The 26,341-nt window shown below is 66.6% G+C and carries 10 protein-coding genes; 6 read left to right on the top strand and 4 right to left on the bottom strand.

What is annotated here, in order from left to right:
- The first annotated feature begins 54 nt into the window (after window positions 1-54).
- The 3 genes from C1O66_RS03620 (at window position 55) to C1O66_RS03630 (ending at window position 4,771) form a co-directional block, all read left to right on the top strand.
- Window positions 55-1,164: an efflux RND transporter periplasmic adaptor subunit gene (locus tag C1O66_RS03620; protein ID WP_102766642.1), complete on the top strand. Its 1,110-nt coding sequence runs from the start codon at window positions 55-57 to the stop codon at window positions 1,162-1,164.
- Window positions 1,165-1,220: 56 nt separating this feature from the next.
- Complete coding sequence (locus C1O66_RS03625) at window positions 1,221-4,487, top strand: efflux RND transporter permease subunit (RefSeq protein ID WP_102769443.1); 3,267 nt, start codon at window positions 1,221-1,223, stop codon at window positions 4,485-4,487.
- Between the two features lie 74 nt (window positions 4,488-4,561).
- On the top strand, window positions 4,562-4,771 hold the full coding sequence (locus C1O66_RS03630; RefSeq protein WP_102766643.1) for a YgaP family membrane protein: 210 nt from the start codon (window positions 4,562-4,564) through the stop codon (window positions 4,769-4,771).
- A 26-nt stretch (window positions 4,772-4,797) separates the two neighbouring features.
- On the opposite strand, the gene C1O66_RS03635 is transcribed toward C1O66_RS03630, so the two are convergent.
- The 3 genes from C1O66_RS03635 to C1O66_RS03645 form a co-directional block, all read right to left on the bottom strand.
- Window positions 4,798-6,273, bottom strand: a complete 1,476-nt coding sequence (locus tag C1O66_RS03635; protein WP_102766644.1) for a caspase family protein — start codon at window positions 6,271-6,273, stop codon at window positions 4,798-4,800.
- A gap of 165 nt (window positions 6,274-6,438) precedes the next feature.
- Complete coding sequence (locus tag C1O66_RS03640) at window positions 6,439-19,296, bottom strand: filamentous hemagglutinin N-terminal domain-containing protein (protein WP_102766645.1); 12,858 nt, start codon at window positions 19,294-19,296, stop codon at window positions 6,439-6,441.
- 78 nt (window positions 19,297-19,374) lie between these two features.
- On the bottom strand, window positions 19,375-21,114 hold the full coding sequence (locus tag C1O66_RS03645) for a ShlB/FhaC/HecB family hemolysin secretion/activation protein (RefSeq protein WP_102766646.1): 1,740 nt from the start codon (window positions 21,112-21,114) through the stop codon (window positions 19,375-19,377).
- Window positions 21,115-21,442: 328 nt separating this feature from the next.
- Here C1O66_RS03645 and C1O66_RS03650 point away from each other — a divergent pair, with 328 nt between their 5' ends.
- The 3 genes from C1O66_RS03650 to C1O66_RS03660 all read left to right on the top strand — a co-directional run bounded on the left by C1O66_RS03650 (window position 21,443) and on the right by C1O66_RS03660 (window position 25,080).
- Entirely contained in the window at window positions 21,443-22,069 is a 627-nt protein-coding gene (locus C1O66_RS03650) for an OmpA family protein (RefSeq protein ID WP_102766647.1), read from the top strand.
- A 126-nt stretch (window positions 22,070-22,195) separates the two neighbouring features.
- Complete coding sequence (locus C1O66_RS03655) at window positions 22,196-23,542, top strand: tetratricopeptide repeat protein (protein WP_102766648.1); 1,347 nt, start codon at window positions 22,196-22,198, stop codon at window positions 23,540-23,542.
- Between the two features lie 134 nt (window positions 23,543-23,676).
- Window positions 23,677-25,080, top strand: a complete 1,404-nt coding sequence (locus C1O66_RS03660; RefSeq protein WP_165794456.1) for a type VI secretion system contractile sheath domain-containing protein — start codon at window positions 23,677-23,679, stop codon at window positions 25,078-25,080.
- Between the two features lie 43 nt (window positions 25,081-25,123).
- Here the strand turns inward: C1O66_RS03660 and C1O66_RS03665 are convergent, their stop codons facing one another.
- A complete protein-coding gene (locus C1O66_RS03665; RefSeq protein ID WP_102766650.1) occupies window positions 25,124-26,323 on the bottom strand; it encodes a lipase family protein in 1,200 nt (399 codons plus the stop codon).
- Window positions 26,324-26,341: the final 18 nt, after the last annotated feature.

The following is a 26,341-nucleotide window of genomic DNA, read 5'->3' on the forward strand; positions in this document are numbered from 1 at the left end:
GTGCGCAAATAATATGGCAACTTCTTTGATCTGTCCAGCCAGCCGAGGTTTCAGATGAATCACGCCGACACCGTTCCTGCCACCGTCTTGCCGCGTCGCCACGGGCCTGCGCTCGGCCTGTTGGTTTTGATGGCGGCGTTTCTGCAGACTCCCGGCGTGGCGGCAGGCGGCGCGGCAGGAGGCCGCAGCGCCGAGCAGGCCAGCACAGCCCCGGCCCTTCGAAGCTTGGTCGTGGGCCCGTCCACGGGTTTGCAGGGCAGCGTGGCGGAAGGTCGGGTGGAGGCCGTGCGCCAAACCACCCTCGCGGCCCAGGTGTCGGGGGCCATCGTGCAGCTGGAGGTGAAGGCCGGTGACCGGGTTCGAGCAGGCCAGGTGCTGCTGCGCATCGACGCCCGCGCCAGCAAGCAGGCCAGCCAGGCCAGCGAAGCCCAGGCCCAGGCCGCCCGCGCCAGCTTGCAACTGGCCAGCCGCGAGTACGAGCGCCAGAAGCAGTTGCACCAGCAGCACTACATCAGCCAGGCTGCGCTCGATCAGGCCGAGGCGCAGTTCAAGGCCATGCAGGCCCAGACCCAGGCGCAGCTTGCGCAGCTGGCCCTGAGCCACACCCAGGGCGACCTCAACATCGTGCGCAGCCCCTACGACGGCGTGATCTCCGAACTGCCGGTGACCCTGGGCGATATGGCCATGCCGGGGCGCCCCTTGCTCACGGTCTACGACCCGCGTGCCTTGCGCGTCAGCGCCCATTTGGCGCAAAGCCTGGCGGCGCAGCTCCGGGACCAAAGTGGCTTGCGGGTCGAGCTGCCTGGCCAGAGCCAGGCGGTGGTGCCGCAGGGCTACCAGTTGCTGCCGGCGGTGGACGCCAACGCCCACACCATGGAGCTGCGCATCGATCTGCCCGCCCTGCCTGGCCTGGTGCCCGGCATGTTCGCGCGGGTGCAACTGCCGGCCAGCCTGAGCTCGGCTTCGCAGCTGCGGGTGCCCCAGAGCGCCGTGCTGAGCCGTGCCGAGATGAGCGGTGTCTACGTCATCAACGCCGAAGGCAAGCCCCTCCTTCGCCAAGTGCGCCTGGGCGCGGTCAAGGGAGGGCAGGTCGAGGTCTTGTCGGGCCTGAATCCGGGCGAACGCATAGCCCTGGAACCGCAAGTCGCGGCACGCCAGCGTTGAACCAGCAGCCGCCACAGCTGCAGCCAGCAAACAAGAACAGCAAGGAGCCGTCTCGCATGAAACCGCAAGACCCTCGTGAGAGCGCGCCGCTGGGCGCCTCGGGCCGCATCGCGGCGTTTTTCCAAACGGCGCAGATCACCCCGCTCCTGGCCTTGCTGGCTCTGTTGCTGGGCATGTTTGCCGTGCTGGTGACACCGCGGGAGGAAGAGCCGCAGATCAACGTCACCATGGCCAATGTGCTGCTGCCCTTCCCTGGCGCCAGCGTGCGCGATGTGGAGCAGATGGTGGCCACGCCGGCCGAGCAGGTGCTGTCGCAAATGGCCGGGGTCGAGCATGTGATGTCGGTCTCGCGGCCGGGCCTGGCGGTGGTGACGGTGCAGTTCAAGGTCGGTGTGCCGCGCACCGAGGCCCTGGTGCGTCTGCATGACACCGTGGCCAGCCATGCCGACTGGCTGCCGCCCAATCTCGGCGTGCAGACCCCACTGATCAAGCCCAAGGGCATTGACGATGTGCCCATCGTCACCCTGACCCTGTTTGCCGAGCAGGGTGAAATCGGCGCTTTCGATCTGGAGCGCGTGGCGCACAGCATGGAGATCGAGCTCAAGCGCGTGCCCGGCGTGCGTGAGGTGCGCAGCATCGGCGGGCCCGGCCGTGCCGTAAATGTGCAGATCGACCCGGCTCGGCTGAACGCCAGCGGCCTGACCGTGGCCGACCTGCGCCATGCCCTTCAGGGCGCGCATCTGGCCCTGCCGCTGGGCGATTTGCTGCAGAACAACCGCGCCATTGCGCTGGAAGCGGGCGCCTTCTTGAGCAGCGCGGCCGAAGTGTCGGAGCTGATCGTCGGTGTGCACGGTGGCAAGCCGGTGTTCCTGCGCGATGTGGCGCGCATCGAGGACGGCCCCGTGCGGCCGAGTCGTTACGTCTGGCACGGCGAAAAGGCCCAGGGCAGCGCGCCCGATGCGAGCCCTGGCCGCGAGTTCCCTGCGGTGACCATTGCCATCACCAAGAAAGCCGGCGAGAACGCCATCGATGTGGCCGAAGCGGTGATGCAACGTGTCGACGCGCTGCGAAACACCGTCATTCCGGCCGAGGTGTCGGTCAGCGAGACGCGCAACTATGGCGCTACGGCCAACGACAAGGCCAGCAAGCTGATTCAGAAGCTGCTGTTCGCCACCGCCTCGGTGGTGGCACTGGTGTTCATCGCCCTGGGCCGGCGCGAGGCCGCCATTGTCGGCACGGCCGTCATCCTCACACTGACCGTCACCCTGTTCGCCTCCTGGGCTTGGGGCTTCACACTCAACCGCGTTTCGCTGTTCGCGCTGATCTTCTCCATCGGCATTCTGGTGGACGATGCCATCGTGGTGGTGGAGAACATCCACCGCCACCAGCAGCTGTTCCCGGGGCGCAGCCTCAAGGACATCATCCCGGGCGCGGTCGATGAAGTCGGCGGCCCCACCATCCTGGCCACGCTGACGGTGATCGCCGCCCTGTTGCCCATGGCTTTCGTGTCCGGTCTCATGGGCCCGTACATGAGCCCCATCCCCATCAACGCCAGCATGGGCATGCTCTTGTCGCTGGCCATTGCCTTCATGGTCACGCCCTGGCTGGCGCGCCTGTGGATGAAGGCCCTGCCGGCCGACACCCCGACCGACCCCCATGCCTTGCATGGCCTCTCCGCCAAACTCGCCCCGCTGTTCGAGCGGGTCTTCAAGCCTTTGCTCGATGCCCGGGCCGGTGGCCGCAATCGCCGCTGGCTGGGCCTGGGCATTGCTGGCCTGATTGCGCTGTCCCTGGCGCTGCCGGTAGCGGGGCTGGTGCTGCTCAAGATGCTGCCCTTCGACAACAAGTCGGAGTTCCAGGTCGTGGTGGACATGCCGGCCGGCACCCCGCTGGAGCAGACCGCGGCCGTGTTACGCGAGCTTGGCGCTCATCTGGCCACCATGCCCGAGCTGAGCGACTACCAGGCCTATGCCGGCACGGCAGCGCCCATCAACTTCAACGGCCTGGTGCGCCAGTACGATCTACGCGCCGGCAGCGAGCAAGGCGACATTCAGGTGAACCTGGTCGACAAGCATGAGCGCAAGGCCCAAAGCCATGCCATCGCCACCCGCGTGCGGCCGGCCCTGCAAGCCATCGGCCGCCGCTTTGGCGCCAACGTCAAGGTGGTGGAGGTGCCGCCGGGCCCGCCGGTGCTTTCGCCCATCGTGGCTGAGATCTACGGCCCCGAGGCCGAGGGCCGCCGCCAGGTGGCCCAGGCGGTGCGCGCCGTGTTTGCGCAGCAACAGGGCCTGGTCGATGTGGACGACAGCAGCATCGCTGCCGCGCCGCGCAAGCTGCTGCTGGTGGACCGCCGCAAGGCCGCCCTGCTTGGCATTCCCCAGCAGGCCATTGTTTCGACCTTGCATGCGGCGCAGGCGGGTGAAGCCGTGAGCTGGCTGCACGATCAGCAAAGCAAGTACCCAGCCGCGGCCCTGCTGCAACTGCCGCCGGAGTCACAAGGGGATTTGAACGCCCTGCTCTCGCTCGCCGTGCGCTCGGCAAGCGGCGGCCTGGTGCCTATCCGCGAACTGGTGACGGTCAGCGACACAGTGCGCGAACAGCCGGTGTATCACAAGGATCTGCTGCCCCTGAACCTGGTGGTGGCCGATATGGCCGGCGCCATCGACAGCCCGCTCTATGGCATGTTCAGCATGCGCTCGGCCATCGCTAAGATCCAGGCCCCCGATGGCGCGGGCCTGACGGAGTACTTCATCAGCCAACCCCAGGATGCCTACCGCGGCTATGCCATCAAATGGGACGGCGAGTGGCAGATCACCTACGAGACCTTCCGCGATATGGGCGCGGCCTACGCCGTGGGCCTGGTGTTGATCTATCTGCTGGTGGTGGCGCAGTTCGGCTCCTACTTGACGCCCTTGATCATCATGGCGCCCATTCCGCTGACCATCATCGGCGTGATGCCGGGCCACGCCCTGCTGGGCGCGCAGTACACGGCCACCAGCATGATCGGAATGATCGCGCTGGCCGGCATCATCGTGCGCAACTCCATTCTGCTGGTGGACTTCATCAATCTGCAGCTGCGCGAAGGCCTGCCGTTTGAGCGCGCCATCGTCAGCGCTGCCATCACCCGTGCCCAGCCCATCATGCTGACCGGCCTGGCGGCCATGATGGGGGCCTTCTTCATCCTCGATGACCCCATCTTCAACGGCCTGGCCATCTCGCTGATCTTCGGCATCTTTGTCTCCACCCTGCTGACCCTGGTGGTGATCCCGACGCTGTACTACGCGGCCTACCGCCACCGCCAGCATCTGCTACTGGCGCCCTGACCCCGGGTGCCACCGCCCTCTTCCACCCTGTTCTTTTACGTCTTCAAACCCATTCTTCACAAGGAGCATCCCTCATGAGCACCTGGCAAATCGTCCGCATCGTCGCCGGCAGTTTCATCTTGCTGTCCCTCGCCCTGGGCCTGCCTGGCAGCCCCGTATTCGTCTCTAGCTGGTGGCTGGCCTTCACCGCATTCGTGGGCGCCAATCTGCTGCAAAGTGGTTTCACCCGCTGGTGCCTGATGGAATCCATCCTGGCCAAGCTGGGGGTGAAGCGAGGTGATTGAGCTGTTCAGAACTTCCCCTCAATGGATCACTTCAAGCCGGACCTGAGCGATGGCGGCGGCGTGAAACCGAGTTCGCGTGCACGCGACTCATAACGCGCAGCCAGGTCGGGCTGGTCGAGCTTTCGGTACAGCAGGGCGAGGTCGTAGCTGGCAATGCCATTGCCCAGCCAGGCGGCGTATTGCAGCCAGCCTTCATAGCGGCCCAGCTCCTGCCCCGTGCTGCCGTCCTTGTAGATCACGCCGATGCGCTTGGCCGCGTCCTTGTCGCCGCGAGCGGCGCGGGCAATGTCCTGTTGCAGGGTGGGATTCTGGGCCGCTGTGTTGTGGAACGAGCTCTTGTAGAGCTTGACGTCGTTGCGCTGAAGAATCTTGGCGGAGTCTTGTGCGCCTTCCAAGGCCACCTCCACCGACTGGCGGCGCCGTCCCTGGGGGAACTGCTCGATGTACTTGCTGCACAGGCGCACGATGTCGGCGGGCCAGAGGCCGGCCTGGATCTCCCGCCACAGCGATTCCTCTTCTGCCTGGGTCGCAGCCTGTGCCTGGGCGATCTGGGCTGCGCTGCGGCGATGCAAAGGCACATTGACCCGGGTGTTGTCGGCAATGAAGGGGTCTTGCGCCACCATGCGGATCTCCTTGATCGGATGGTTCAGCATGGTGTCCCGTACATCTCGCCGAACCATCTTGAAGAGGTCGACAAAGCTGGTGTCCTCGCTGCTGGCGTTGAGCACCTTGACCAGGGAGGCGGTGTAGAAGGTGTTCTCGGTGGGCAAAGCCGAGGAGATGGCCGGCTTGCCCGCCGCCGTGGAGAAGGCAATCAGGCAGCCGACCGGGGCCTCGACCTGGTTCAGGCCGTCGCGGTCACGCAGCGCGCTGCGCAGCGACACGCGGCAGGAGTCGATCACGGCATAGGTGGCGCCCGTGGTGCGCGGCGCCAGCGGCCCCACCACATCGAGATTGAGCTCCAGGCTGCCGTTCTGCACATCACCGAGCACACTGGGGTTGACCCCGGCCGAAATCAGCAGATTGCGAGCCTGGTCTTGCACACCGTGGCCGGCGAAATAGAAAAAAATGGTCGCATTCGGCGGCGATGCGGCCACGGTGCGCGAGAACGCGTCGATGGCGGCGCGTGAGCGCGGCAAGTCCAGGTTCAGGGCGTCGGTGACCGCGAAACCCTTGGCTTCCAGCGAGGCCTTGAGGTCACGGATGTTCTTTGGGATCGGCGGCAGGTCCTGCTGCGCGGGGTATTCGTTATTGCCCAGAAGCAAGGCCAGGCGTACCTCATCCACAGGGCCGGTCGGCGCACCGGGCGCGGCGGCAAGCGCTGTCGAGGGAGGGGCGGCAGGAACGGGGGCCGGCGCTGGTGTCGGTGCTGGGGCGCGACCGTAGCTGCTGCCGTACTGTGCCGTCGCGGGCCCGCTGCCGATCAACAAGGGCGCCAGACCCATGGCTCCGCCGGCCTTGAGGGCAAAGCGACGGGGACGGTTGGCGGGTGTGTTGCTCATGTGTTTCTCCGGGAGATGGAATGCGGGTTGCCTTGGCAAGCCGCAGTTCGTGACATCGCTGGCTGCGACCCGCCTGCCTTGGGCTGGTCGCCGTGATTTTCTACAACTGGCGCGCGCTGGGCAGCCTGGCTGAGGGGCTTATTGCAGCCGAATTGAGGCGAGGACTCAACTGCCGGCGGCACAGCTCAAAGGGCTCTGGCCACTGCTGCCATCCCCGCCAGCCACATTGCAGCCGGCCGGCGAGGCTGCACCCGAGCTGCCCTTGGTGGCCGGGCTGCCCGGACCCACCTCGGTGATCACGCCGCCACGCAGGCGCGAGGCCACGTTTTCGGTGCGCACGGCTTCCTCGAAGCGGTCGCGCCGCGCGGATTCCGACACGGATGCAATCGAGGACAGCGCACCTTCCACCTGCGGCGAGCTCGGCGCATAGCCGTTGTAGTAGATCGGGATCTCGGTTTGCACGCCGGCGCCGTCGTAGAAAAAGAGGTAACCCGCCACACCGGTTTCCCGACCCGAGAGATAGATCGCTGCGCGGTTGGCGATCAGGCTCTGGGTGCGTGTGGGGTCCAAGCGGGTGTTGGGCCGCAGGCTGACATAGCCTGCCTCGGCGCCGCCTTGCGCCGCCAGGCCGTCGGTGCCCACCTGCACTTTCAAGCTGCCCGAGGGCTGTACACCGAAAGGGTTGGGGTTGCTGGGTGTGGTCGCCTGGCTGCCGAAGTTGAAGACCAGTGCCGGCATCTGGGTCAGGGTGCCCAGGGTGTTGTTGAAGCTCATGCGCGCCGTGATCTGGGCCTGATCCACGGTGCTCATGCGGTCGGCCGTGAAATGCAGCAGATCGGCCGCCACCCCTTCGTTCTTCAGCTGGATGGTCTGGCCCGCCAGCTGCAGCAGGGAACGAGGCCCGCGGTCTTCCGTGCTGCCTGCCGCATTGGCCTTGCCCAGGCTGGCGCTGAAGCCACCGCTGAAATCATTGCCGGTCTGCAGCAGGCTGGCCGAAGCGCCCTGCTCCGCCTGCAGATGGAGATGCGCGCCCTCGGCCACGCGGATGGCGCCCGAGTTCTGCACGAACACATCGGCCAGGATCTTGACGGGCCGGCCGGCTGCGTCGACGAGGATGACCTCCTTGGCCAGGCCCAGCTCGGCCTGGTAACGGCCCAGGCGCTCGGCATCGACCTTGGCGCCTTGCAAGGCCTTGAGGCTGAGCTGGCCTTTGTCCAGGGCGATGGCGCCGGACAAGGTGAAGACCGGCAGGCTGAGCTGCCCGTCCACCAGCTGCGGGCTGGCCACCCTGACGGTGCCGCCCTGCAGGCTCACCAGGGAGGCCGCTTGCGGCTCCAGCGTCAACTGCCCCGCCGGGTTGCTCAGTTGCACGCGACCGGAGCGCTGGATGCCGCTGGCCTTGACGCTGGAGACCTCGAAACCGTCCTGGTCGACGTAGTCGATCGCGCCATCGTTGGCGCCACCTTGCACGGCGGCGAAGCGCTGCACCTGGTTGCTGGCGTCCTTGAGGCTGTAGGCGGCAACACCTTGCAGCTCCAGCCCTTCCGCCAGAATGCCGGCGCCCGGGGCCTGCTGCACCAGGCCGCTGCCCGTGTTCAGAGCCACGGCCGCACCGGCCGCGGGCGCTGCGAGGCCGCGTGTGCCTGCGAACAAATCGCCATCCCCGGCAAGCTCGGCCACGGTGTAGCCCTGGCTGTTGCGCAGAAGCAGGTCGCCGCGCTCGCTGCGCGCCGCCACGCGGCCCGACCAGGCGTTGTCCTGCCCCAATGCAATGCCCTCGGCCGCGCGCAGGCCCAAGCTGCCCGCCTCGATGCGGCCGCCGCTTTGCTGAATGCGGCCTTGCGCGCTGTCCAGGCGCAGGGTGGCACCGCCCAGCTGGATGGGCTGGCTGAGCAGCAGATCGCCGCTGCTGCTGCGCACGCTGACATCGCCCTGGCGCTGCACGCCGCTGGACAGCACCGTGCCCAACTCCAGCGCCCCGCTGTTGAGGAAGCGCAGGGCGCCGTCGCTGCCCGCGGCCCCGCCGCCCCCGAGGGCCGCCAGGCGTTCGACCCGATTGCCCGCCTGATCCAGCTGCACCGCGCCTGCACCGCGCAGCTCCAGGCCGGTGGCCTGCACCGTGGCGCCGATGGCCTGGCTCACGTTGCCCACAGCCTGCAAGACCAACAGGCTGCCTTGGGCTTGCACCGCCTGGTTCAATCGCAGGTCACCGCTGTCGCTGCGCAGGCTGACATCGCCTTGGCGCTGAATGCCTTGCAGGCCCTGCACCGTGTCGACCTGCAGCGCCCCCGCCGTGCGCAAGCTGACACTGCCGTCGCGCGCAGCGCTGGGGCCCGCACCTGCCGGCGTGCCGCTCATGGCCACGGCATCGATGCGATTGCCGGCGGACTGCAGCTGGAAGCTGCCGGCGCCCAGCACGGCCAGGCGCGCAGCCTGGATGGTGGCGGCCTCGTTCTGGCTGACCGCTCCGCTGGATTCGAGCCTCAGCGTGTTCGAGCCGGTCGCGATGCCCGCCTCCAGCGACAGGCCGGCGCTGCCAGTCTGCAGGCTGACGTCACCTTGGCGCTGAATGCCTGCGCCGCTCTCGCCCCCAACGCCCTGCAGCGTCGCCACGCGAAGCGCGCTGGCGCTGCGCACGGCGATGGCGCCCTCGGCGGCGCCCGCGCTGCGCACCGCCAGGCTGCCGATCTGGTTGTCGGCATGGGTCAGCTGCACCGCGCCGGGGCCGGTCAGCAGCAAGCCCTGGCTGCGCAGCGCGGCGTTTTGCGTCACCGGGCCTTGCGCCTGGATGCTCAAGACGCCGTCCACCTGGCTGGCGGCCAGCTGGACGCCACCACCGCTTTCCACGCTCAAGCCTTTTCGTGCCTGGGCTGACAGCGTCAGCTGGCCCTGGCCGAGCTGGATGGAGGCCTGCTCCTCGGTCTGCAGGGTCAAGACCAGGTCCTGGCTGCTGCTCAGGCTGGCCCCGCCCGAGGCCGAGAGGCTCAGCGCACCGCCAAAGCGATTGCCTGCCTGATCCAGCCGGGCACCGCCGGCGGTGGCGCGAAGCTGCGCGTCGCGGCCCACGATGAGGGCGCCGCTCTGGCTGAAGGCCGAGGCCTCGCTGTCCAGGCTGTCCGCCACCTGCAAGCCCGCGAATGCCGTGGTGGCCGTGCTGCGGCTGCGCAAAGCCCCTGCGCTCTGCCCTGCCACACTCAAGCTGCCCTGGCTGTTGATGCGGGCGCCCTGCCCGCTCACCAGGTTCAGGTCGAGATCGCCGGCGCTGTTCAGATCCAGGCTGCTGCCGGACTGGAGCTGCAGCGTGCCCTGGAAGCGGTTGTCCGCATGGTCCAGAAGCAAGGCGGCGCGCCTCGACTCGATGCGGCTTGAGGCGCCAAGGTTCAGTGCAGCGCTTTGGCTCACGCCCTGCTCGGCCCGGGCTTGCAGACCTGCCGTGGTTTGCAGCGCCCCCAGATTCAGGCTGCCGGCGCTCTCCAGCTGCAGCGCACCGGCCGTTTGACCTGTCACCGTCAGTTGATTGCCCAGGCTTTCGACCCGGCTGTCGCCCGGGCCGCTGTTGATCACCACATCCAGCGCGCTGGCGGCGCGCAGGCGGGCGGCGCCTCCGGCTTGCAGCTGAACCGTGGCGCCGAATCGGTTGTCGTTCTGCTCCAGGTTCAGGCTGCCGGTGCCGCTGCTGATGCGGCTGGCGCCCGCCACGTTCAGGGCCGCACGCTGGCCGAGGCTGGTGCCGGCCGTGATCTGCGCCCCACCATCGACCTGCAAGCCGGCGATCGTCGTGTCTGCCGCACTGTGGCTGATCAGATCGCCGCCCACATGGCCGCGCAGCTGGACGGCATCATTCAGGCCATCGAGATCGGCTCCCCCGCTGGTTTGCAGCGCGGCGCGCAACGGCCCCTGGGCCTGCAGGTGCAGGCTTGCGGCTTGAATGTCAATCTCGCCACCGAAGCGGTTGCTGGGCCCGCCCTGCGTGCCACGGAGATCCACCGTTTGGCCTGCCGCCAGGATCTGGCTGCCACCGCCCACCTGCAAGGCGCTTCCCGCCGACTGGCGCAGGCCTTGCTGGCTGCTCAAGAGGAGCTGTTGATCGACTTGCGTCGTGCCCAAGGTGATGGCAGCACCGCTGGCTGCGTCCAATGACTGAGACTGCCCGGACAGCTGCAAGTCGCCGGCCGTGCGCAGCACGGCGGCCCCGCCGCTGGCCAGGCTCAGGTTCAGGGCCGTGGCGCTGTTCAGGTTCACCGCCGCGGCGTCCACGCGCACGGCGCCGCGCCACTCATTGGCTTGGGTGAGCTGCAGGGCCCCGCTTCCCGCATTCAGCGAGGCATCGCCGAGCACTCGCAACACACCGCTTTGCGTGATGGCGCCGCCCTCGCTGCGCGCGTCCAGGCTGGCCAGGTCCCCGGCGCCCAGCAGCAGCGCGCCCTGGCTGCGCAGGGTCAGCGCACCGGTCTGCAGCGTGCCCAGGCTCAGGGCATTCTGGTCGCGCAGCTGCACCCGCCCGCCGGTCAGCGACAGGGTGGATTGGAAGTCATTGCCCGCTTGATCCAGGGTGATGTCCGCAGCACCGGCGTTCAGCTGGCTGCTTCCGGCGATTTGCAAGGCGCCGCTCTGCGTGATGGCCCCGCCATGGCTGTTGGCCACCAGGCTGCCGGCCTGGCCACTGCCCAGGTTGAGCGGCCCCTGGCTGTTCACGACGAGCGCGCCCACGCTCAAGCTGCCCAGGCTCAAAGCCTGTTGATTGTTCAGCTCGGCGCTGCCACCGGTCAGCGACACGCGGCCGGCCAGTGCATTGGCCTGTGTCAGGACGATGGTGCCGCTGCCGGCATCCAGGCTGCTGTCGCCGGCGACGGTCAAAACGCCGGTCTGCGTGATGGCGCCACCTTGGCTGGTGGCCGTCAGCTGGCTGGCTGTTGTGGTTCCCAGATTCAGTGCACCCTGGCTGTTGAGCGTCAGATTGCCGATCTGGGCCGTTGCGAGTGCGAGGTTGTTGATGTCGCGAACCTGGCTGTCGCCGCCGGCCAGGTGCACCAGGCCCTGGAAATCATTGGCCTGGGTCAAGTTGATGGCGTTGCTGCCCGCGTTCAAGTGGGTGGTGCCCGCGATGCTGAGTGCACCACTTTGGCTGATGGCGCCGCTGGTGGCGGTGGCTGTGAAATCGCCGCTGACCGTGCTGGCGGCGAACTTCAGAGCGTCGGCGCTGATGCTGGCGCCAGCACCGCTGAGGATGGCCACCGTCTTGCCGTTGAGCACGTTGGCGCCGGTCAAGCTGATCGCCTGGCCCGCCGAGCTGGTGAAGCTATTGCCGTCGGCGCCCAGGTTCAATGCACCGGTTTGGGTGATCGCGCCCGCGCTGGCTGTGGCGAGCAGCTTGCCGCCGATGGTGCTGCTGGCGAACGTCAGCGCATCGGCGGTGATGCTGGCATCGCTGCCACTGATGAGCGCGACGGTCTTGCCATTGAAAAGATTGGCGCTGGCCAACGTGACGCCTTGAGCGGCGTGGAAAACGCTACCGTCGGCACCGAGGTTCAGGGCACCGGTCTGGCTGATGCCGCCGCTGCTGCTGGTGGCGAGCAGCTTGCCGCTCACAGTGCTGGCGGCGAACCTGAGCGCATCGGCGGTGATGCTGGAGTCGGCGCCGCTGCTGAGCGCCACTGTCTTGCCGTTGAAGACATTGGCGCTGTTCAGCGTGATGGCCTGGCCGGCGGCGGTTGAGAAGCTGTTGCCATCGGCGCCGAGGTTCAGCGCGCCGGTCTGGGTGATGCTGCCGGTGCTGGCCGTGGCGATGAGCTTGCCACCGATGCTGCTGGCGGCGAACTTGAGCGTGTCGGCGCTGATGCTGGCGTCGGCGCTGCTGGTGAGCGCCACGGTCTTGCCGTTCAGGACGTTGGCGCTGCCCAGCGTGATGGCCTGGGCCGAGCTGAAGCTGTTGCCGTCGGCGCCCAGGTTCAGCACGCCGGTCTGGGTGATGCTGCCCGAATTGCTGGTGGCGACGATCTTGCCGCCGATCGTGCTGGCCGCGAACTTGAGTGCGTCGGCGCTGATGGCGGCATCGCCGCCGCTGTTGAGCGCGACGGTCTTGTTGTTGAGCTGATTGGCGCTGCCCAGCGTGATGGTCTGGCCGGCGGCGGTCGAGAAACTGTTGCCATCGGCACCGAGGTTCAAGGCCCCGGTTTGGCTGATGCTGCCGGTGCTCGCCGTGGCGACCAGCTTGCCGCTGATGGTGCTGGCGGCGAACTTGAGCGTGTCGGCGGTGATGCTGGCGTCGGCGCTGCTGTTGAGTGCGACCGTGTTGCTGCCGAAGAGGTTGGCGGCGTTGAGCGTGATGGCCTGGCTGGTTCCGGACGTGGTGAAGCTGTTGCCGTCGGCGCCGAGGGTCAGCGCGCCGGTCTGGGTGATGCTGCCGCTGGTGGCGGTGGCGACCAGCTTGCCTGCGATGCTGCTGGTGGCGAACTTGAGCGTGTCGGCCGTGATGCTGGTGTCGGCGCTGCTGTTGAACGCGACCGTGTTGCTGCCGAAGAGGTTGGCGGCGTTGAGCGTGATGGACTGGCTCGCGCCGGAGGTGCTGAAGCTGTTGCCATTGGCGCCCAGGCTCAGCGCGCCGGTCTGCGTGATGCTGCCGCTGGTGGCCGTGGCGATGAGCTTGCCTGCGATGGTGCTGCTGGCGAACTTGAGTGCATCGGCGGTGATGCTGGCATCGGCGCCGCTGTGGATCGCGACCGTCTTGCCGTTGAAGACATTGGCCGACGAGAGGGTGACGGCCTGGCCGGCCGAGCTGGCGGTGAAGCTGCTGCCGTCGGCGCCCACGTTGAAGGCGCCGGTCTGGCTGATGGCGCCCGTGTCGGAGCTGAGGACCAGTTTGCCGCTGACCGTGGTGCTGCCGAGCTGGATGCCGGCCAGGTTTCTCAGGCCCAGATCGCCCTGCGTGTTGAACACATCGCTGCCGTTGACCAGTCCGGCCAGGCTGTTGGCCTGCGTGGACAGGTCGATCGATTGGCCGGCAGACACGCTGAAGCTGCTGCCGGCAGCGCCGGTGCTGATCGCGCCGCTCTGGCTGATGCCACCGTTGCTGGCGTTGGCTGTCAGCGTGCCGCCGATCGTGCTGGTGGCGAACTTCAGGGCCTGGCCGCTCAGGCTGGCATGACCGCTGCCGCCACTGGTGTTCAGCGCCACGGTCTTGCCGTTGAACTGATTGGCCGCCGTCAGCGTGATCGCCTGGTTGGCCGTGCTGGTGGTGAAGCTGTTGCCATCGGCGCCGAGGTTCAGCGCGCCGGTCTGGGTGATGCTGCCGGTGCTGGCCGTGGCGACGAGCTTGCCACCGATGCTACTGGCGGCGAACTTGAGCGCATCGGCGCTGATGCTGGCGTCCGCGCTGCTGGTGAGCGCCACGGTCTTGCCGTTCAGGACGTTGGCGCTGCCCAGCGTGATGGCCTGGGCCGAGCTGAAGCTGTTGCCGTCGGCGCCCAGGTTCAGCACGCCGGTCTGGGTGATGCTGCCCGAATTGCTGGTGGCGACGATCTTGCCGCCGATCGTGCTGGCCGCGAACTTGAGTGCGTCGGCGCTGATGGCGGCATCGCCGCCGCTGTTGAGCGCGACGGTCTTGTTGTTGAGCTGATTGGCGCTGCCCAGCGTGATGGTCTGGCCGGCGGCGGTCGAGAAACTGTTGCCATCGGCACCGAGGTTCAAGGCCCCGGTTTGGCTGATGCTGCCGGTGCTCGCCGTGGCGACCAGCTTGCCGCTGATGCTGCTGGCGGCGAACTTGAGCGTGTCGGCGGTGATGCTGGCGTCGGCGCTGCTGTTGAGTGCGACCGTGTTGCTGCCGAAGAGGTTGGCGGCGTTGAGCGTGATGGCCTGGCTGGTTCCGGACGTGGTGAAGCTGTTGCCGTCGGCGCCGAGGGTCAGCGCGCCGGTCTGGGTGATGCTGCCGCTGGTGGCGGTGGCGACCAGCTTGCCTGCGATGCTGCTGGTGGCGAACTTGAGCGTGTCGGCCGTGATGCTGGTGTCGGCGCTGCTGTTGAACGCGACCGTGTTGCTGCCGAAGAGGTTGGCGGCGTTGAGCGTGATGGACTGGCTCGCGCCGGAGGTGCTGAAGCTGTTGCCATTGGCGCCCAGGCTCAGCGCGCCGGTCTGCGTGATGCTGCCGCTGGTGGCCGTGGCGATGAGCTTGCCTGCGATGGTGCTGCTGGCGAACTTGAGTGCATCGGCGGTGATGCTGGCGTCCGCCCCGCTGTGGATCGCAATCGTCTTGCCGTTGAAGACATTGGCCGACGAGAGGGTGACGGCCTGGCCGGCCGAGCTGGCGGTGAAGCTGCTGCCGTCGGCGCCCACGTTGAAGGCGCCGGTCTGGCTGATGGCGCCCGTGTCGGAGCTGAGGACCAGTTTGCCGCTGACCGTGGTGCTGCCGAGCTGGATGCCGGCCAGGTTTCTCAGGCCCAGATCGCCCTGCGTGTTGAACACATCGCTGCCGTTGATCAGCCCGGCCAGGCTGTTGGCCTGCGTGGACAGGTCGATCGATTGGCCGGCAGACACGCTGAAGCTGCTGCCGGCAGCGCCGGTGCTGATCGCGCCGCTCTGGCTGATGCCACCGTTGCTGGCGTTGGCTGTCAGCGTGCCGCCGATCGTGCTGGTGGCGAACTTCAGGGCCTGGCCGCTCAGGCTGGCATGACCGCTGCCGCCACTGGTGTTCAGCGCCACGGTCTTGCCGTTGAACTGATTGGCCGCCGTCAGCGTGATCGCCTGGTTGGCCGTGCTGGTGGTGAAGCTGTTGCCATCGGCGCCGAGGTTCAGCGCGTCGGTCTGGGTGATGCTGCCGGTGCTGGCCGTGGCGACGAGCTTGCCACCGATGCTACTGGCGGCGAACTTGAGCGTGTCGGCGGTGATGCTGGCGTCGGCGCCGCTGTTGAGCGCGACCGTGTTGCTGCCGAAGACGTTGGCCGCGTTGAGCGTGATGGACTGGTTTGCCGCGGTGGCGCTGAAGCTGTTGCCGTCGGCGCCGAGCGTGATGACGCCACTTTGTGTGATGCCGCCCGTTGTTGCGATTGCCTCCAGCGCCCCACCGACCGTGCTCGTGGCCAGGTTCAAGCTGCTGCTTTTGATCGCAGCGGCCGCGGACCCACTGGTGTTCAGAGAGACCGCTCCCGCAAAGCTGTTGGCGTTCTCCGTCAGTGTGATCGTTGCAGCACCGGCTTGGAAGGTGCTGCTGCCGCCCACCGTCAAGCCGCCTGCAGTCTGCGTGATGGCGCCGCCGTTGGAGGCCGCGACCAGATTGCCGCCCACCGTGCCCGTGCCCAGGTTCAGCGCACCGGTCGAACTCACAGTCAGGTTGCCCGCGGCTACATTCAGCGTCCCAAGCGTCAAGGCGCTGGTGTCGGTGACCTGGATGTGGTTCGCCCCAGTGTTGCTGAGGTTCACCGCGCCGCTGAAGTTGTTGCTGCTCTCGGTCAGCGTGATCGCTGCCGCACCGGCTTGCAGGTTGCTGCTGCCGCCCACCGCCAAGCCACCTGCAGTCTGCGTGATGGCGCCACCGTTGGAGGCTGCGACCAGGTTGCCGCCCACGGTGCCCGTGCCCAGGTTCAGCGCACCGCTCGAACTCACGGTCAGGTTGCCCGCGGCCACATTCAGCGTCCCGAGCGTCAAGGCGCTGGTGTCGGTGACCTGGACGTGGTTCGCCCCGGTATTGCTGAGGCTCACTGCGCCGCTGAAGTTGTTGCCGCTCTCGGTCAGTGTGATCGCTGCCGTGCCGGCTTGCAGGCTGCTGCTGCCGCCCACCGTCAAGCCGCCTGCAGTCTGCGTGATGGCGCCGCCGTTGGAGGCCGCGACCAGATTGCCGCCTACCGTGCCCGTGCCCAGGTTCAGCGCACCGGTCGAACTCACTGTCAGGTTGCCCGCGGCCACATTCAGCGTCCCGAGCGTCAAGGCGCTGGTGTCGGTGACCTGGATGTGGTTCGCCCCAGTGTTGCTGAGGTTCACCGCGCCGCTGAAGTTGTTGCTGCTCTCGGTCAGCGTGATCGCTGCCGCACCGGCTTGCAGGCTGCTGCCGCCGCCCACCGTCATGCCGCCTGCAGTCTGCGTGATGGCGCCGCCATTGGACGCCGCGACCAGATTGCCGCCCACCGTGCCCGTGCCCAGATTCAGCGCGCCTGTTGAGTTCACGGTCAGGTTGCCCGAGGCCACATTCAGCGTCCCGAGCGTAAGGGCGTTGGTGTCGGTGATCTGAACGTGGTTCGACCCGGTGTTGCTGAGGCTCACCGTGCCGCTGAAGTTGTTGCTGCTCTCGGTCAGTGTGATCGCTGCCGTGCCGGCTTGCAGGCTGCTGCTGCCGCCCACCGTCAAGCCGCCTGCAGTCTGCGTGATGGCGCCGCCGTTGGAGGCCGCGACCAGGTTGCCCCCCACCGTGCCGGTGCCCAGATTCAGCGCGCCCGTTGAGGTCGCGGTCAGGTTGCCCGAGGCCACATTCAGCGTCCCGAACGTCAAGGTGTTGGTGTCGGTCAGTTGTACGTGGTTCGCACCGGTGTTGCTCAGGCTCACCGCGCCGCTGAAGTCGTTGCCGCTCTCGGTCAGCGTGATCGCTGCCGCACCGGCTTGCAGGCTGCTGCTGCCGCCCACCGTCAAGCCGCCTGCAGTCTGCGTGATAGCGCCGCCATTGGAGGCCGCGACCAGATTGCCGCCGACCGTGCCTGTGCCCAGGTTCAGCGCGCCTGTTGAGGTCACGGTCAAGTTGCCTGCGGCAACGCTCAGCGTCCCAAGCGTCAAGGCGTTGGTGTCGGTGACCTGGACGTGGTTCGCACCGGTGTTGGTCAAGCTCACCGCGCCGGTGAAGTTGTTGCTGCCGTGGGTCAGGGTGATCGGGTTATTGCCCGCGCTGAAGGTGCCTGCGGCGGCTTGAATCGGACCGCTCTGAGTGATGGCCAGACCGTTCCGGAAACTGAAGCTCTGACCGGCCGCGTTGATCGCGGCCAGGGTCCCGACTTGATTGACCGAGCTCGAAAGATTGGTCGCTGCAGAGGTGTTGCTCACACTCAAGCTGCTCGCCGTGATCGCGCCGCTCTGCGATAGGAGCCCTCCGGCGCTCAGGGTGACCTGCCCCCCGTTGCCCACCGTACCGCTGCCACTGCCCGCACCACCGGCACTGCTGATGGCGCCGCCCAGCGCCAGAGCTTGGCCGCTGTTCAGGATCACTGCGCCTGCCGCGCCACCGTTGTTGTTGCCGGTGGCAGCTCCGCCGTTGGCGGTCAGGGCCAGGGTGGTCAAGTTGCCGCTGGTCTTGATGTCGATGGCGCCGCCCGCCCCATTGGCTCCACCGCTTGTGGTGATCGCGCCCCCCGAATTCGCAAGGAACGATGAGGCCGAGGTCACGCCGTTCGTTCCCCTCACGGTGAAAGCGCCGCCGACCAGATTGATGGGCGATCTGACAACCACATTGCCGTCTGTGAACAGATTGAGGCCGCCGGTGTTGGTGTTCGCGATGGCGGCACCGGTGTCGACGGTGATGGTGCTGGAGGCTTTGAGGGTCAGGCTCTTGACGCTGGACCAGGATACCGAGTTCGCGACCGTGATCGAGCCACTGCCGCCAGCCCCACCGGCGGTGGCATCGACGGTGACGTTGTTGGAGACAAGCGCGTTCTGTAGCGTCGTGGTGTTCAGCACGGACGAATCGGCGGATCCGGTAAATCCACCGATGCCATCATCGTCCGCATCATTCGCACCCGTGGAGATGGTGATGTCGCTGGGATCCAGGAGCAAGGTGCCGGTCTTGCCATTCGGCGCCAGGGTATTGACCCGTCCCTTGAAATTCAGGGTTTGCTTGCCCGAGGTCTCGACCCGGCCGCCATGGCCTCCGTCGACACCGCCCCGTGCTTCAATGCTGCCGGCGAAAGTGGTGTGGCCATCGGCCCAGACCACCACCTGCCCGCCATCGCCTTTGTCCGTTGCGCTGGCCTGGATGCTGGCTTGGGTGCCCACCACCGTCATGCTGGCATTCAGCGGCTCGCCCTGCCCCTGGAAGCCGCCGCCCACATGCACCAGTCCGCCGCCCGCGGCACCCGAGGCGTCGATCTGGGCCGCGCCAAACAAGCCCACCCGCTGACCCAGCACACGCACGTCGCCGCCGCGCTCGCCCGTGCCGCTACCGCTGACGTCGATCTTGCTCGTGACCACCGTATCACCGACCGCTCCGCCGTTGATGAAAACCTGGCCGTTGCGCGTGCCAATGGAGCGCGCCTGCACCAGGCCATCCATGTTCAAGACCGTGTCGGCCAAGCCCGCACGCGCCGCTGCGCGCAAGTCAACGACACCACCGTCGGCTTTGATGGAGCCCAAGACCTTGAGCTTGGCATCGAGCTGCTCATCGTTGCGTGGCTTGAAGAACACCAAGCCATCGCCATCGATGTCGATGTGCACCGCATTGACCGCGGCGGCGGCCACGCGCTGCGCTTCCAGTTGGCCGCCGAGGGTGATCTGCGGCCCGGCGAAAGCGAGCAGTCCGCCCGGTGCGCGTAGCTGGCCCTCAACCACGATGCTGCCTGGCGCATCGCTGCTGCCGCTGAGGCTGTACTGGGAGCCGCTGCCGCTGATGGCCAGGGTGGTGGCGAGCAGCCCGCCCACATCGACCCTGGCGTCGCGCCCGAACACAATGCCGCGCGGATTGCTGAGGAAGACACGGCCATTGGCATCAAGTCGGCCCAGGATCTGGCTCGGGTCGTCGCCAATCACGCGATTGACCAGCACCGATTGGCTGGACGGCTGAACCACACGCAGCGATTCCTGGCTGCCAATGGAAAAACTGCGCCAGTCGATGCTGGCGGTGTCGCTGCCCTGCCGGATCTCCATCTGGCCGGGTTTGGGCGTCAGGATGCTGGCTGTGCCGGAGGTGACCACCCCGTTCTGCGGCGTTGCTGCCGCTTCGCCGGCCCCAACGGCCAGACCACTCGCCACCCACACGGCCAGGCACACAGGGCTCAGTCGCAGCGCCTCGGCCTCGATGGACAAGGCGCGGCAGGACAGGTTCGACTTTGGGGCGGGCATGGTGTAGCTCGGGTGGGTCAGGCGGTGAAGGTCAAGCGGTTCGAATCAGGCGGTGAGCAGTTCAGCGGGCCTGCGGGCTCAGAAGAAGGCGCTGAACTGGGCATACAAGCGGGGGTCCCGTTTCACGGTGTCACCGGTGGGCGTGCCCTTGAGCGGCTTGGCCACACTCAGACGCAAGGCATAGAGCCCGGGCCGCGACCATGCCAGGCCCAAGCCAACGCCCGAGTAGGCGGCCGAATTGCTCGCACTGCCGGCCCCGGCTGCGCCGCCGGTGGGCAGTTGGCTGGCCGGATGGCGGCGGAAGGTCACCTGGCCATAGTCGGCAAAGAAAGCCAGCACCGATTCCTGCGCCCATTGGCTGGAGAACAAGGCACTCAGCGGCGAGCGCAGTTCCAAGCTGGCCAGCAGGCCGGAATCTCCCGTGCCCTCGCCATTGGCAAAGGCGCGCACGCCATCGGGGCCGCCGAGTCGGAACTGTTCGGTGGTGTCAAGGTTGTCCAGGCTGTATTGGCCGCGCACGCTGAGGTAGGCCAGCAAACGACCGGTCCAGAGGTTTTGCAGCCGCGACACCGAGGCATTCACTTTGGTATATCGATCCGCGTCGGTCAAACCCGAGGGACGATTGGTGATGTATTTGACCTGGCCGGCAGAAATATTCAGGTCATAACTATTCACGCCGCCCGTCAATAAACTGTCACGAATATCTCCATTGCTGGCCACGCTGATACTCTGAACCTGTTTCTTGGTTTGCGAGGCAGACGCTTCTTCCCGGTCGTCGTAGTGTTTGGCGTCGAAGGCCAGCAGGGCAAACCAGTTCAAATTGCGCGAGCGAACCACCGGATACAGGCCGAAGGCATTGAGGTTGACCGCACTGCCATTCCTGCCGATGGGAAACTCTTTTTTGTCCAGGGCGTAGCGAACCAGGGTCACGGCGCCGCCCGCGCGCAAGCCGCGTGCGCCCACCGGGCTGCTGTAGCTGCCGAGCAGAAACTTCATGCCCGCGTTGACCGAACTCAGGCCACTGAGCGAAGCGCTGTCGCCCCGGCCGAAGGGGCTGGCCACAGTCATCTGGGCGCCAACGCGGCCCAAACCGATGAAGCGCGAACCATTGAGGTCGGCATCGAGCTTGTACGCCAGGCGGCGTTCCCGTTGCGGCCGCACGACCAAGGTCGCCGTGCCGGGTCGACGCCCCGGCTCGATCTCGAAGCTGGCCACGATGCCGCGCAGGTCGTTGAGCAGGAAAACAATGCGCTCGACCTGGCTGACGGTCAGGATGCTGCCGGGCTCCAACTGCGCCAGATAGGACTCGACCACGGCCTTGTCCACCAGCCAGGGCTCCTCATCCCACAGCAGACGCACCTGATCCAGGCGGCCTTCCAGCACCGCCAGCTGAATGATGTTCTTGTCCGGTGTCTGCTCCGGAATGAAGGCATAACCCAGGTAGTAGCCGAGCTGGCTCTGCAGAAAACGCGTCACCGCATCCTTGGCATTGACGAGGTCTTCCCAGCTCTTGTTCTTGCCCACATAGGGGGCGGTCAGCCGGGCCAGCGCCTGTTTCAGGGCTTCGGGGGCATCGTCCGGCACCGCATAGCCTGCGACATCGAGCAGGACTTCGTCCTCGGGTTTTTGCAGTTCGCGCGGCACCGCACGTTGCGGCAGCAGGCGCGGGTCGCTGTCCAGCGGCGCGGGCTTGGGGCCCAGATCGGACGCTCGTGGCACCAGCGCCGGCGTGCTGACGCCCTGAGCCTGAGCCAGCGGCGGCAGGAGGGCCAGCTTCAGCAGCGTCAGCAGCAGTGCGGCTTGAACCTTTGTTTTCACGAAAACCCTGTAGGAAACCCGATTTCAAGAATCGACCGCAAATTCTAGGGTTGGATATATGAGGGTTTTGGGCTGTGTGCATATTCCCGCGGTACACCCGCATGGCCAGATTTTCGCGGCTGCGGTTTGTGATTCTTCTGGTTTACCCTTGATTCAGCGGCTTGCTGCTGCTTCGTGAATTTGTCGCAAAGCACGACCCGGCCATTCCGGCCCGGCAGGATGCGGACAATAATCCGCCCATCGCTCAGGGAAACCCTGATTCACAGCCGGTTTCGGCACGGCCTTCCTGACCGGCCTGTGGACGATTCAGCACGAGGAACCACACATCATGTCCACCGCATTCACCTTCGCCCCCTCAAGCACCATCCTGTGGCGCGCCGCGACCCGAAGCCTGAGTGCGTTCGCCCTGCTGGCGGCTGGCGCGGTGGCGGGGACGGCTGTTCAGGCAGCACCGGGCGCGGCCACGGCGCCCGCCTCAGCAGCGTCGGCCGCAGCGCCTGCCGTGCTGGACCTGGGCAGCAAGGTGCCGGACCTGACCGCCGTCAAGGAAGGCCTGTTCCCCGAGGACATGTGCGAGGAGCTGATCAAGAACGGCTTCAAGTGCATGGGCTTCAAGCCCGCCACCACCTTCTCGCTGAGCGCCGTGGCCTTTGCCCTGGGCTCGGCCGTGTTGCCGGATTCGCTGAAGCAACAGCTGGACGTGTTTGCCGAGGTCTTGAAAGCCAAGCGCGGCGCCGCACAGAAGATCCGCATCGTCGGCCATGCCGACAGCAGCGGCAACGAAGCCGGCAATCTGCAGCTGTCGCAGCGCCGCGCCGAGGAGGTGAAGCGTTATCTGGTCAACAAGGGCGCAGACGCGGGCATGCTGGAAGTGACGGGCGTCGGTTCCAAGGACCTGCTGCGCCCCGAGGCCCCGACCGCAGCGGAAAACCGTCGCGTCACCTTGGGCCGCTGAGCCCTGGTCTGGGCTGATGGCCGGTGTTGGCGTGTGACAGCGTCAGCAGCCGGCCTTTTCTTTTTGGCGTCTGCGTCCCTGTTCGCTCGGTCGAGCGAATGCGCTGCGCTCGCACGGTAGCGCCCGATGAACTCTCGCAAACAAAAGCTGTCCAGCAAGAATGCGGCTGCGGCCTCCCAGCTGCAGCAGGGCCTCAAGGCCGCCATGAGCAAGCACCAGCAGGGACAGATCCAGGCGGCCGCGGATCACTACCGGGTCTTGCTCCAGTTCGCGCCAGACATGCCGGACGCCTTGCATTACCTCGGTGTGGCCGAGCACCAGCTCGGCCACCCGCAGGAGGCGGTGCGCATGATTCGGCGGGCCGTCGAGCTCGTGCCGGCCTATGTCGATGCCCACAACAACCTCGGCAACGTCTACAAGGAGCTGGGCCAGTTTGAAGCGGCAGAGGCCAGCTACCGGGCGGCCCTGGACCTCCGCCCCGAGTTCGTGATGGCGCACAGCAATTTGGGCGTGGTGCTGGCCAAGCTCAAACGCCACGAGGAAGCGCGCGCCAGCTACCAGAAGGCCATCGATCTCAAGCCCGACTTTGCCGATGCCTGGCACAACCTGGGCAATATGCTGAGCAAATGCGGCAGGCTGGAGGAGGCGCTGACCGCCTTCCGGCGTGCCATTGAATTGGCGCCCTACACGCCCAGCGCCTATGAGGATCTGGGCAATGCCCTGGCCGCCAGCCAGCGTGCCAATGAAGCGCTGGCCGTCTATCGCCAGTGGCAAGCGATCGAACCCGACAACCCCGTGATTGAACACCTGATCGCCGCTTGCGGTGGCGAAGCCAGGCACACGCGCGCCTCTGACGGCTATGTCCAAGACGTTTTCGACCGCTTCTCCGAGAGTTTCGACACCGTCCTGGCGGGCCTTGGCTACCGCGCCCCGGCATATGCCGGCGAGCTGATTGCAGAGTTGCTGGGCCAACCCCGGGCCGAACTGCAGGTGCTGGATGCCGGTTGCGGCACGGGCTTGTGCGCGCCCTACCTCAAGCCCTATGCGCGCCACTTGCTTGGCATGGACCTGTCCCAAGGCATGCTGGACAAGGCTGCGCAGCGCCAGGCCTACGATCACCTCGAACAGGCCGAGCTGAGCGCTTATCTCGCCGAACATCCTGCGGCCTTTGACCTCATCGTCTCCACCGACACCCTGATTTATTTCGGTGTCTTGCAGCAGGTCTTGGAGGCCGCAGCCGCAGCGCTGCGCCCGTCCGGGCATTTGGTGTTCACGCTTGAAGCCGGCGAGGACGACTGTGAGCCGGGCTACCGCTTGCAACTGCACGGGCGCTACAGCCACAGCGAAAGCTACGTCCGACGCATGCTTGAGGACGCAGGCCTGAGCATCAAGGCCACCCGGCGGGTCACGCTGCGCACCGAAAGTCATCAGCCCGTGGTGGGCTTGCTCTTCGCGGCTCAGCGCGTGGCTTGAGCGTGGACTGAGTACGGATTGAGCACGGCAGTTCTCAGGGAGCATGTTTCATGGCGGGATCAATGGAATTCAACTTCGCGATCAGACCCACTGGCTCCGGCCCCGCAGGGCGAGGCGCTGCGCAGGCGCAGCCCATGCGCATCCTCCTGATCGGCAACTTCAGCGGGCGCCAAGGTGTAGCGGCTGCTGCCAGTCTGGCGACACGGCCGACCCATCGGGTGGACGTGGACACCCTGCCTGAACTGATGCGCCGCCTGGCGCCCAGCGTGCGGGTCGGTGCCACCGCTTTCGAGGCCCAGGACATCGACGACTTCCATCCCGACAGCTTGTTCGCGCGGGTGCCTGTTTTCGCTTCCCTGCGCGAGCTGCGCCGGCGTTTGCAGGACCCGGCGCAGTTTGCGCAAGCCGCGGCAGAGCTGGGGATGAACTCAGCAAAGGCTGATTCGCGGGCAGGCGCCGTGCCAGCAGAGGCTGCTGGCGATCTGCTGTCCGGCCTGCTGGGCGGCCGGCCGGGGGGCGCCGCTCGTCACACAGGAACGCCGGCTGCCGCTCAAGCAGCGCCCGCCGGCATCGATGCCTTCATCCGCCAGATCGTCGCACCCCATGTCGTGCCTGACCATGGGGCGCAGCAAGCGGCGCTGCTGGCGTCGGTCGATCTGGCGATTGCCGAGCAGATGCGTCAGCTGCTGCATGCGCCTGAATTCCAAGCCATCGAGTCCGCCTGGCGCGGTCTGCACTTGCTGCTGTCCCAGCTCGAACTGGATGAACAACTGCAGCTGCATCTCTTTGATGTCAGCCGCGAAGAGATGCTCGCCGATCTGGTCGCGGCGCAGGGCGATGTCCCGCGCACCGGCCTGTTTCGCGCCCTCGTCGAGCGAAACCACGGCGCGCCGGATGCGCAGGCCTGGAGCCTGCTCGTCGGGCTTTTCAGTTTTGGCCCCTCGGACACCGACATCGGCCTGCTGGCCGCGCTGGGCGTGCTCGCCTCCAAGGCCGACGGCCCATTCCTGGCCGCGGCCGACATGGACTTGGCACTGGCCGAACCCTCTGCCTTGACGGGCTGGCAGCGCTTGCGCCGCAGCGCTGAACTGGCACCCTGGATCGGCCTCTCGGCCCCTCGCCTGCTCTTGCGCGCACCCTACGGCCGCCGCAGCGACCCCATCACGGCCTTTGCTTTTGAGGAACTCCCGGCCGGAGTGCCCGAGCATGAGCACCTGCTCTGGGGGCCCTCCTCCTTGGTGACCGCCCTGCTCATGGCCCGAGCCTTCCGTCAACAGGGCTGGGACTTCGAGCCCGGCGATGAAAGCGAACTGGCTGATCTGCCGAGCTTCACCTACGAGCGCGATGGCGAAAAGGAGCTGCAAGCCTGCGCCGAAACCTATCTCAGCGAGAGAGCGGCTCAAGTGATCTTGGACGCGGGTTTGATGCCGTTGCTGAGCCACCGAAACCAGCATGCGGTGACGGTGATGCGGTTTCAGTCGATCGCAGAGCCGGCCGGCGGGTTGGCTGGGTTGGATTCAGACTCGACTCCGGTTTGACTTCGCCATTGGGCTCGCAAGCAACCCTTGCTTGATTACTCTCTTACTCTAGGAATGCCATGGCCCGCTGCGCGACGGCGCGAACCGAGCTGTAAAGCAGGCCCAACACCCAGCGCAAAAAGGCCACCGTCAACTCGGCCATTTGCATGGCTTTGCGTCCGAGAAAAGCCCAGATGGCGCTGATCAGGGCCTTGATGTGCACGCCCAGTTCCTTGGACAGCGCAGCACCCTGCGACAAGCCCCAGGCGAGTTGGTCCAGCACCGTGGCCCCCGCCACCAGAGCACCGCCCACGGCATGCAGCATGAGCTTGCCTGCCTGTTTCATCAGCCAAACCAGCGCGCGGCTGATCATGGTGAGCAGATGGGCCGAACCCATCAAAAAGCTGCCCTTGCCTTGAGCCGCGGTTTCCAGCCAGCTCTTGACTTGAGCAGCCTCTGAGCCATACGCCATCGCGTCGCCTTCCAGATCTGCCCAGCTCTTGTTTGCACCCACGCCTTTGATGTAGCTGTCGGCCATGCTGTGGGCGTCTGCATTGATCAGCCCGCTGATGGAATTGCTGATCTGCAGGCCGGCGCGGCCAAAAGGCATGTGCCAAAAGGGGAACAAGGGAATCATCGGAACCGGGTCCGATGCGTGATAGACGCGGTAGACACGGGGTGCACTGTCCGCCTGCAGTCTGCGCGTCAGCGAGCGTGCGAAAACGCCGTCGCCGACCCGCGGGGCGCCAAAGGTGTAGAGCGACACCGGTGCCACATGCCTGTCGGTCAAACTGTCCGCGTTGAGCGAAGCCAGGGCACCGCCAAGACTGTGCCCCACGCAATGCACATGCCGAGGGCGTCGCCCATCGAGAAACTCCAGCAGCTTTCTCGAGAAGGTTTTCCAGATCTCGTGGAAGCCGGCATGCACCGGCAAGCCGCTGGGTCCGAGCTGAATGCCGATGTTGTAGTTGCTGATCCAGTCTGGCCCCGTCTTGGCGCCCAAAGTTCCGCGCGTTGCGACCAGCACATGGGCTTCGAACGGCGTGCCAGGTTCTCCTTCGGCGACGTAGCCAAATCCGGACAACTGCTTCCAGCGCAGGGCTCCGGAATAACCCTTCAAATAGCCAGCGCCGCGAGTCTGGAAAAAGCCCTCGCAGCCGAGATCCTGCTGATTCGCCGCCAGTTCCTCCAGCGTGGTGTGCTGCAGCTTGTAAACCCCACTGGCGATGGCCGCCGCTTGCTGCGGTGAGAGTGTCTGTGTCATGTCGCCCCTCCGAAAGAC

It is taken from the genome of Paucibacter aquatile (assembly GCF_002885975.1).
Classification (GTDB): Bacteria; Pseudomonadota; Gammaproteobacteria; order Burkholderiales; family Burkholderiaceae_C; genus Paucibacter_A; species Paucibacter_A aquatilis.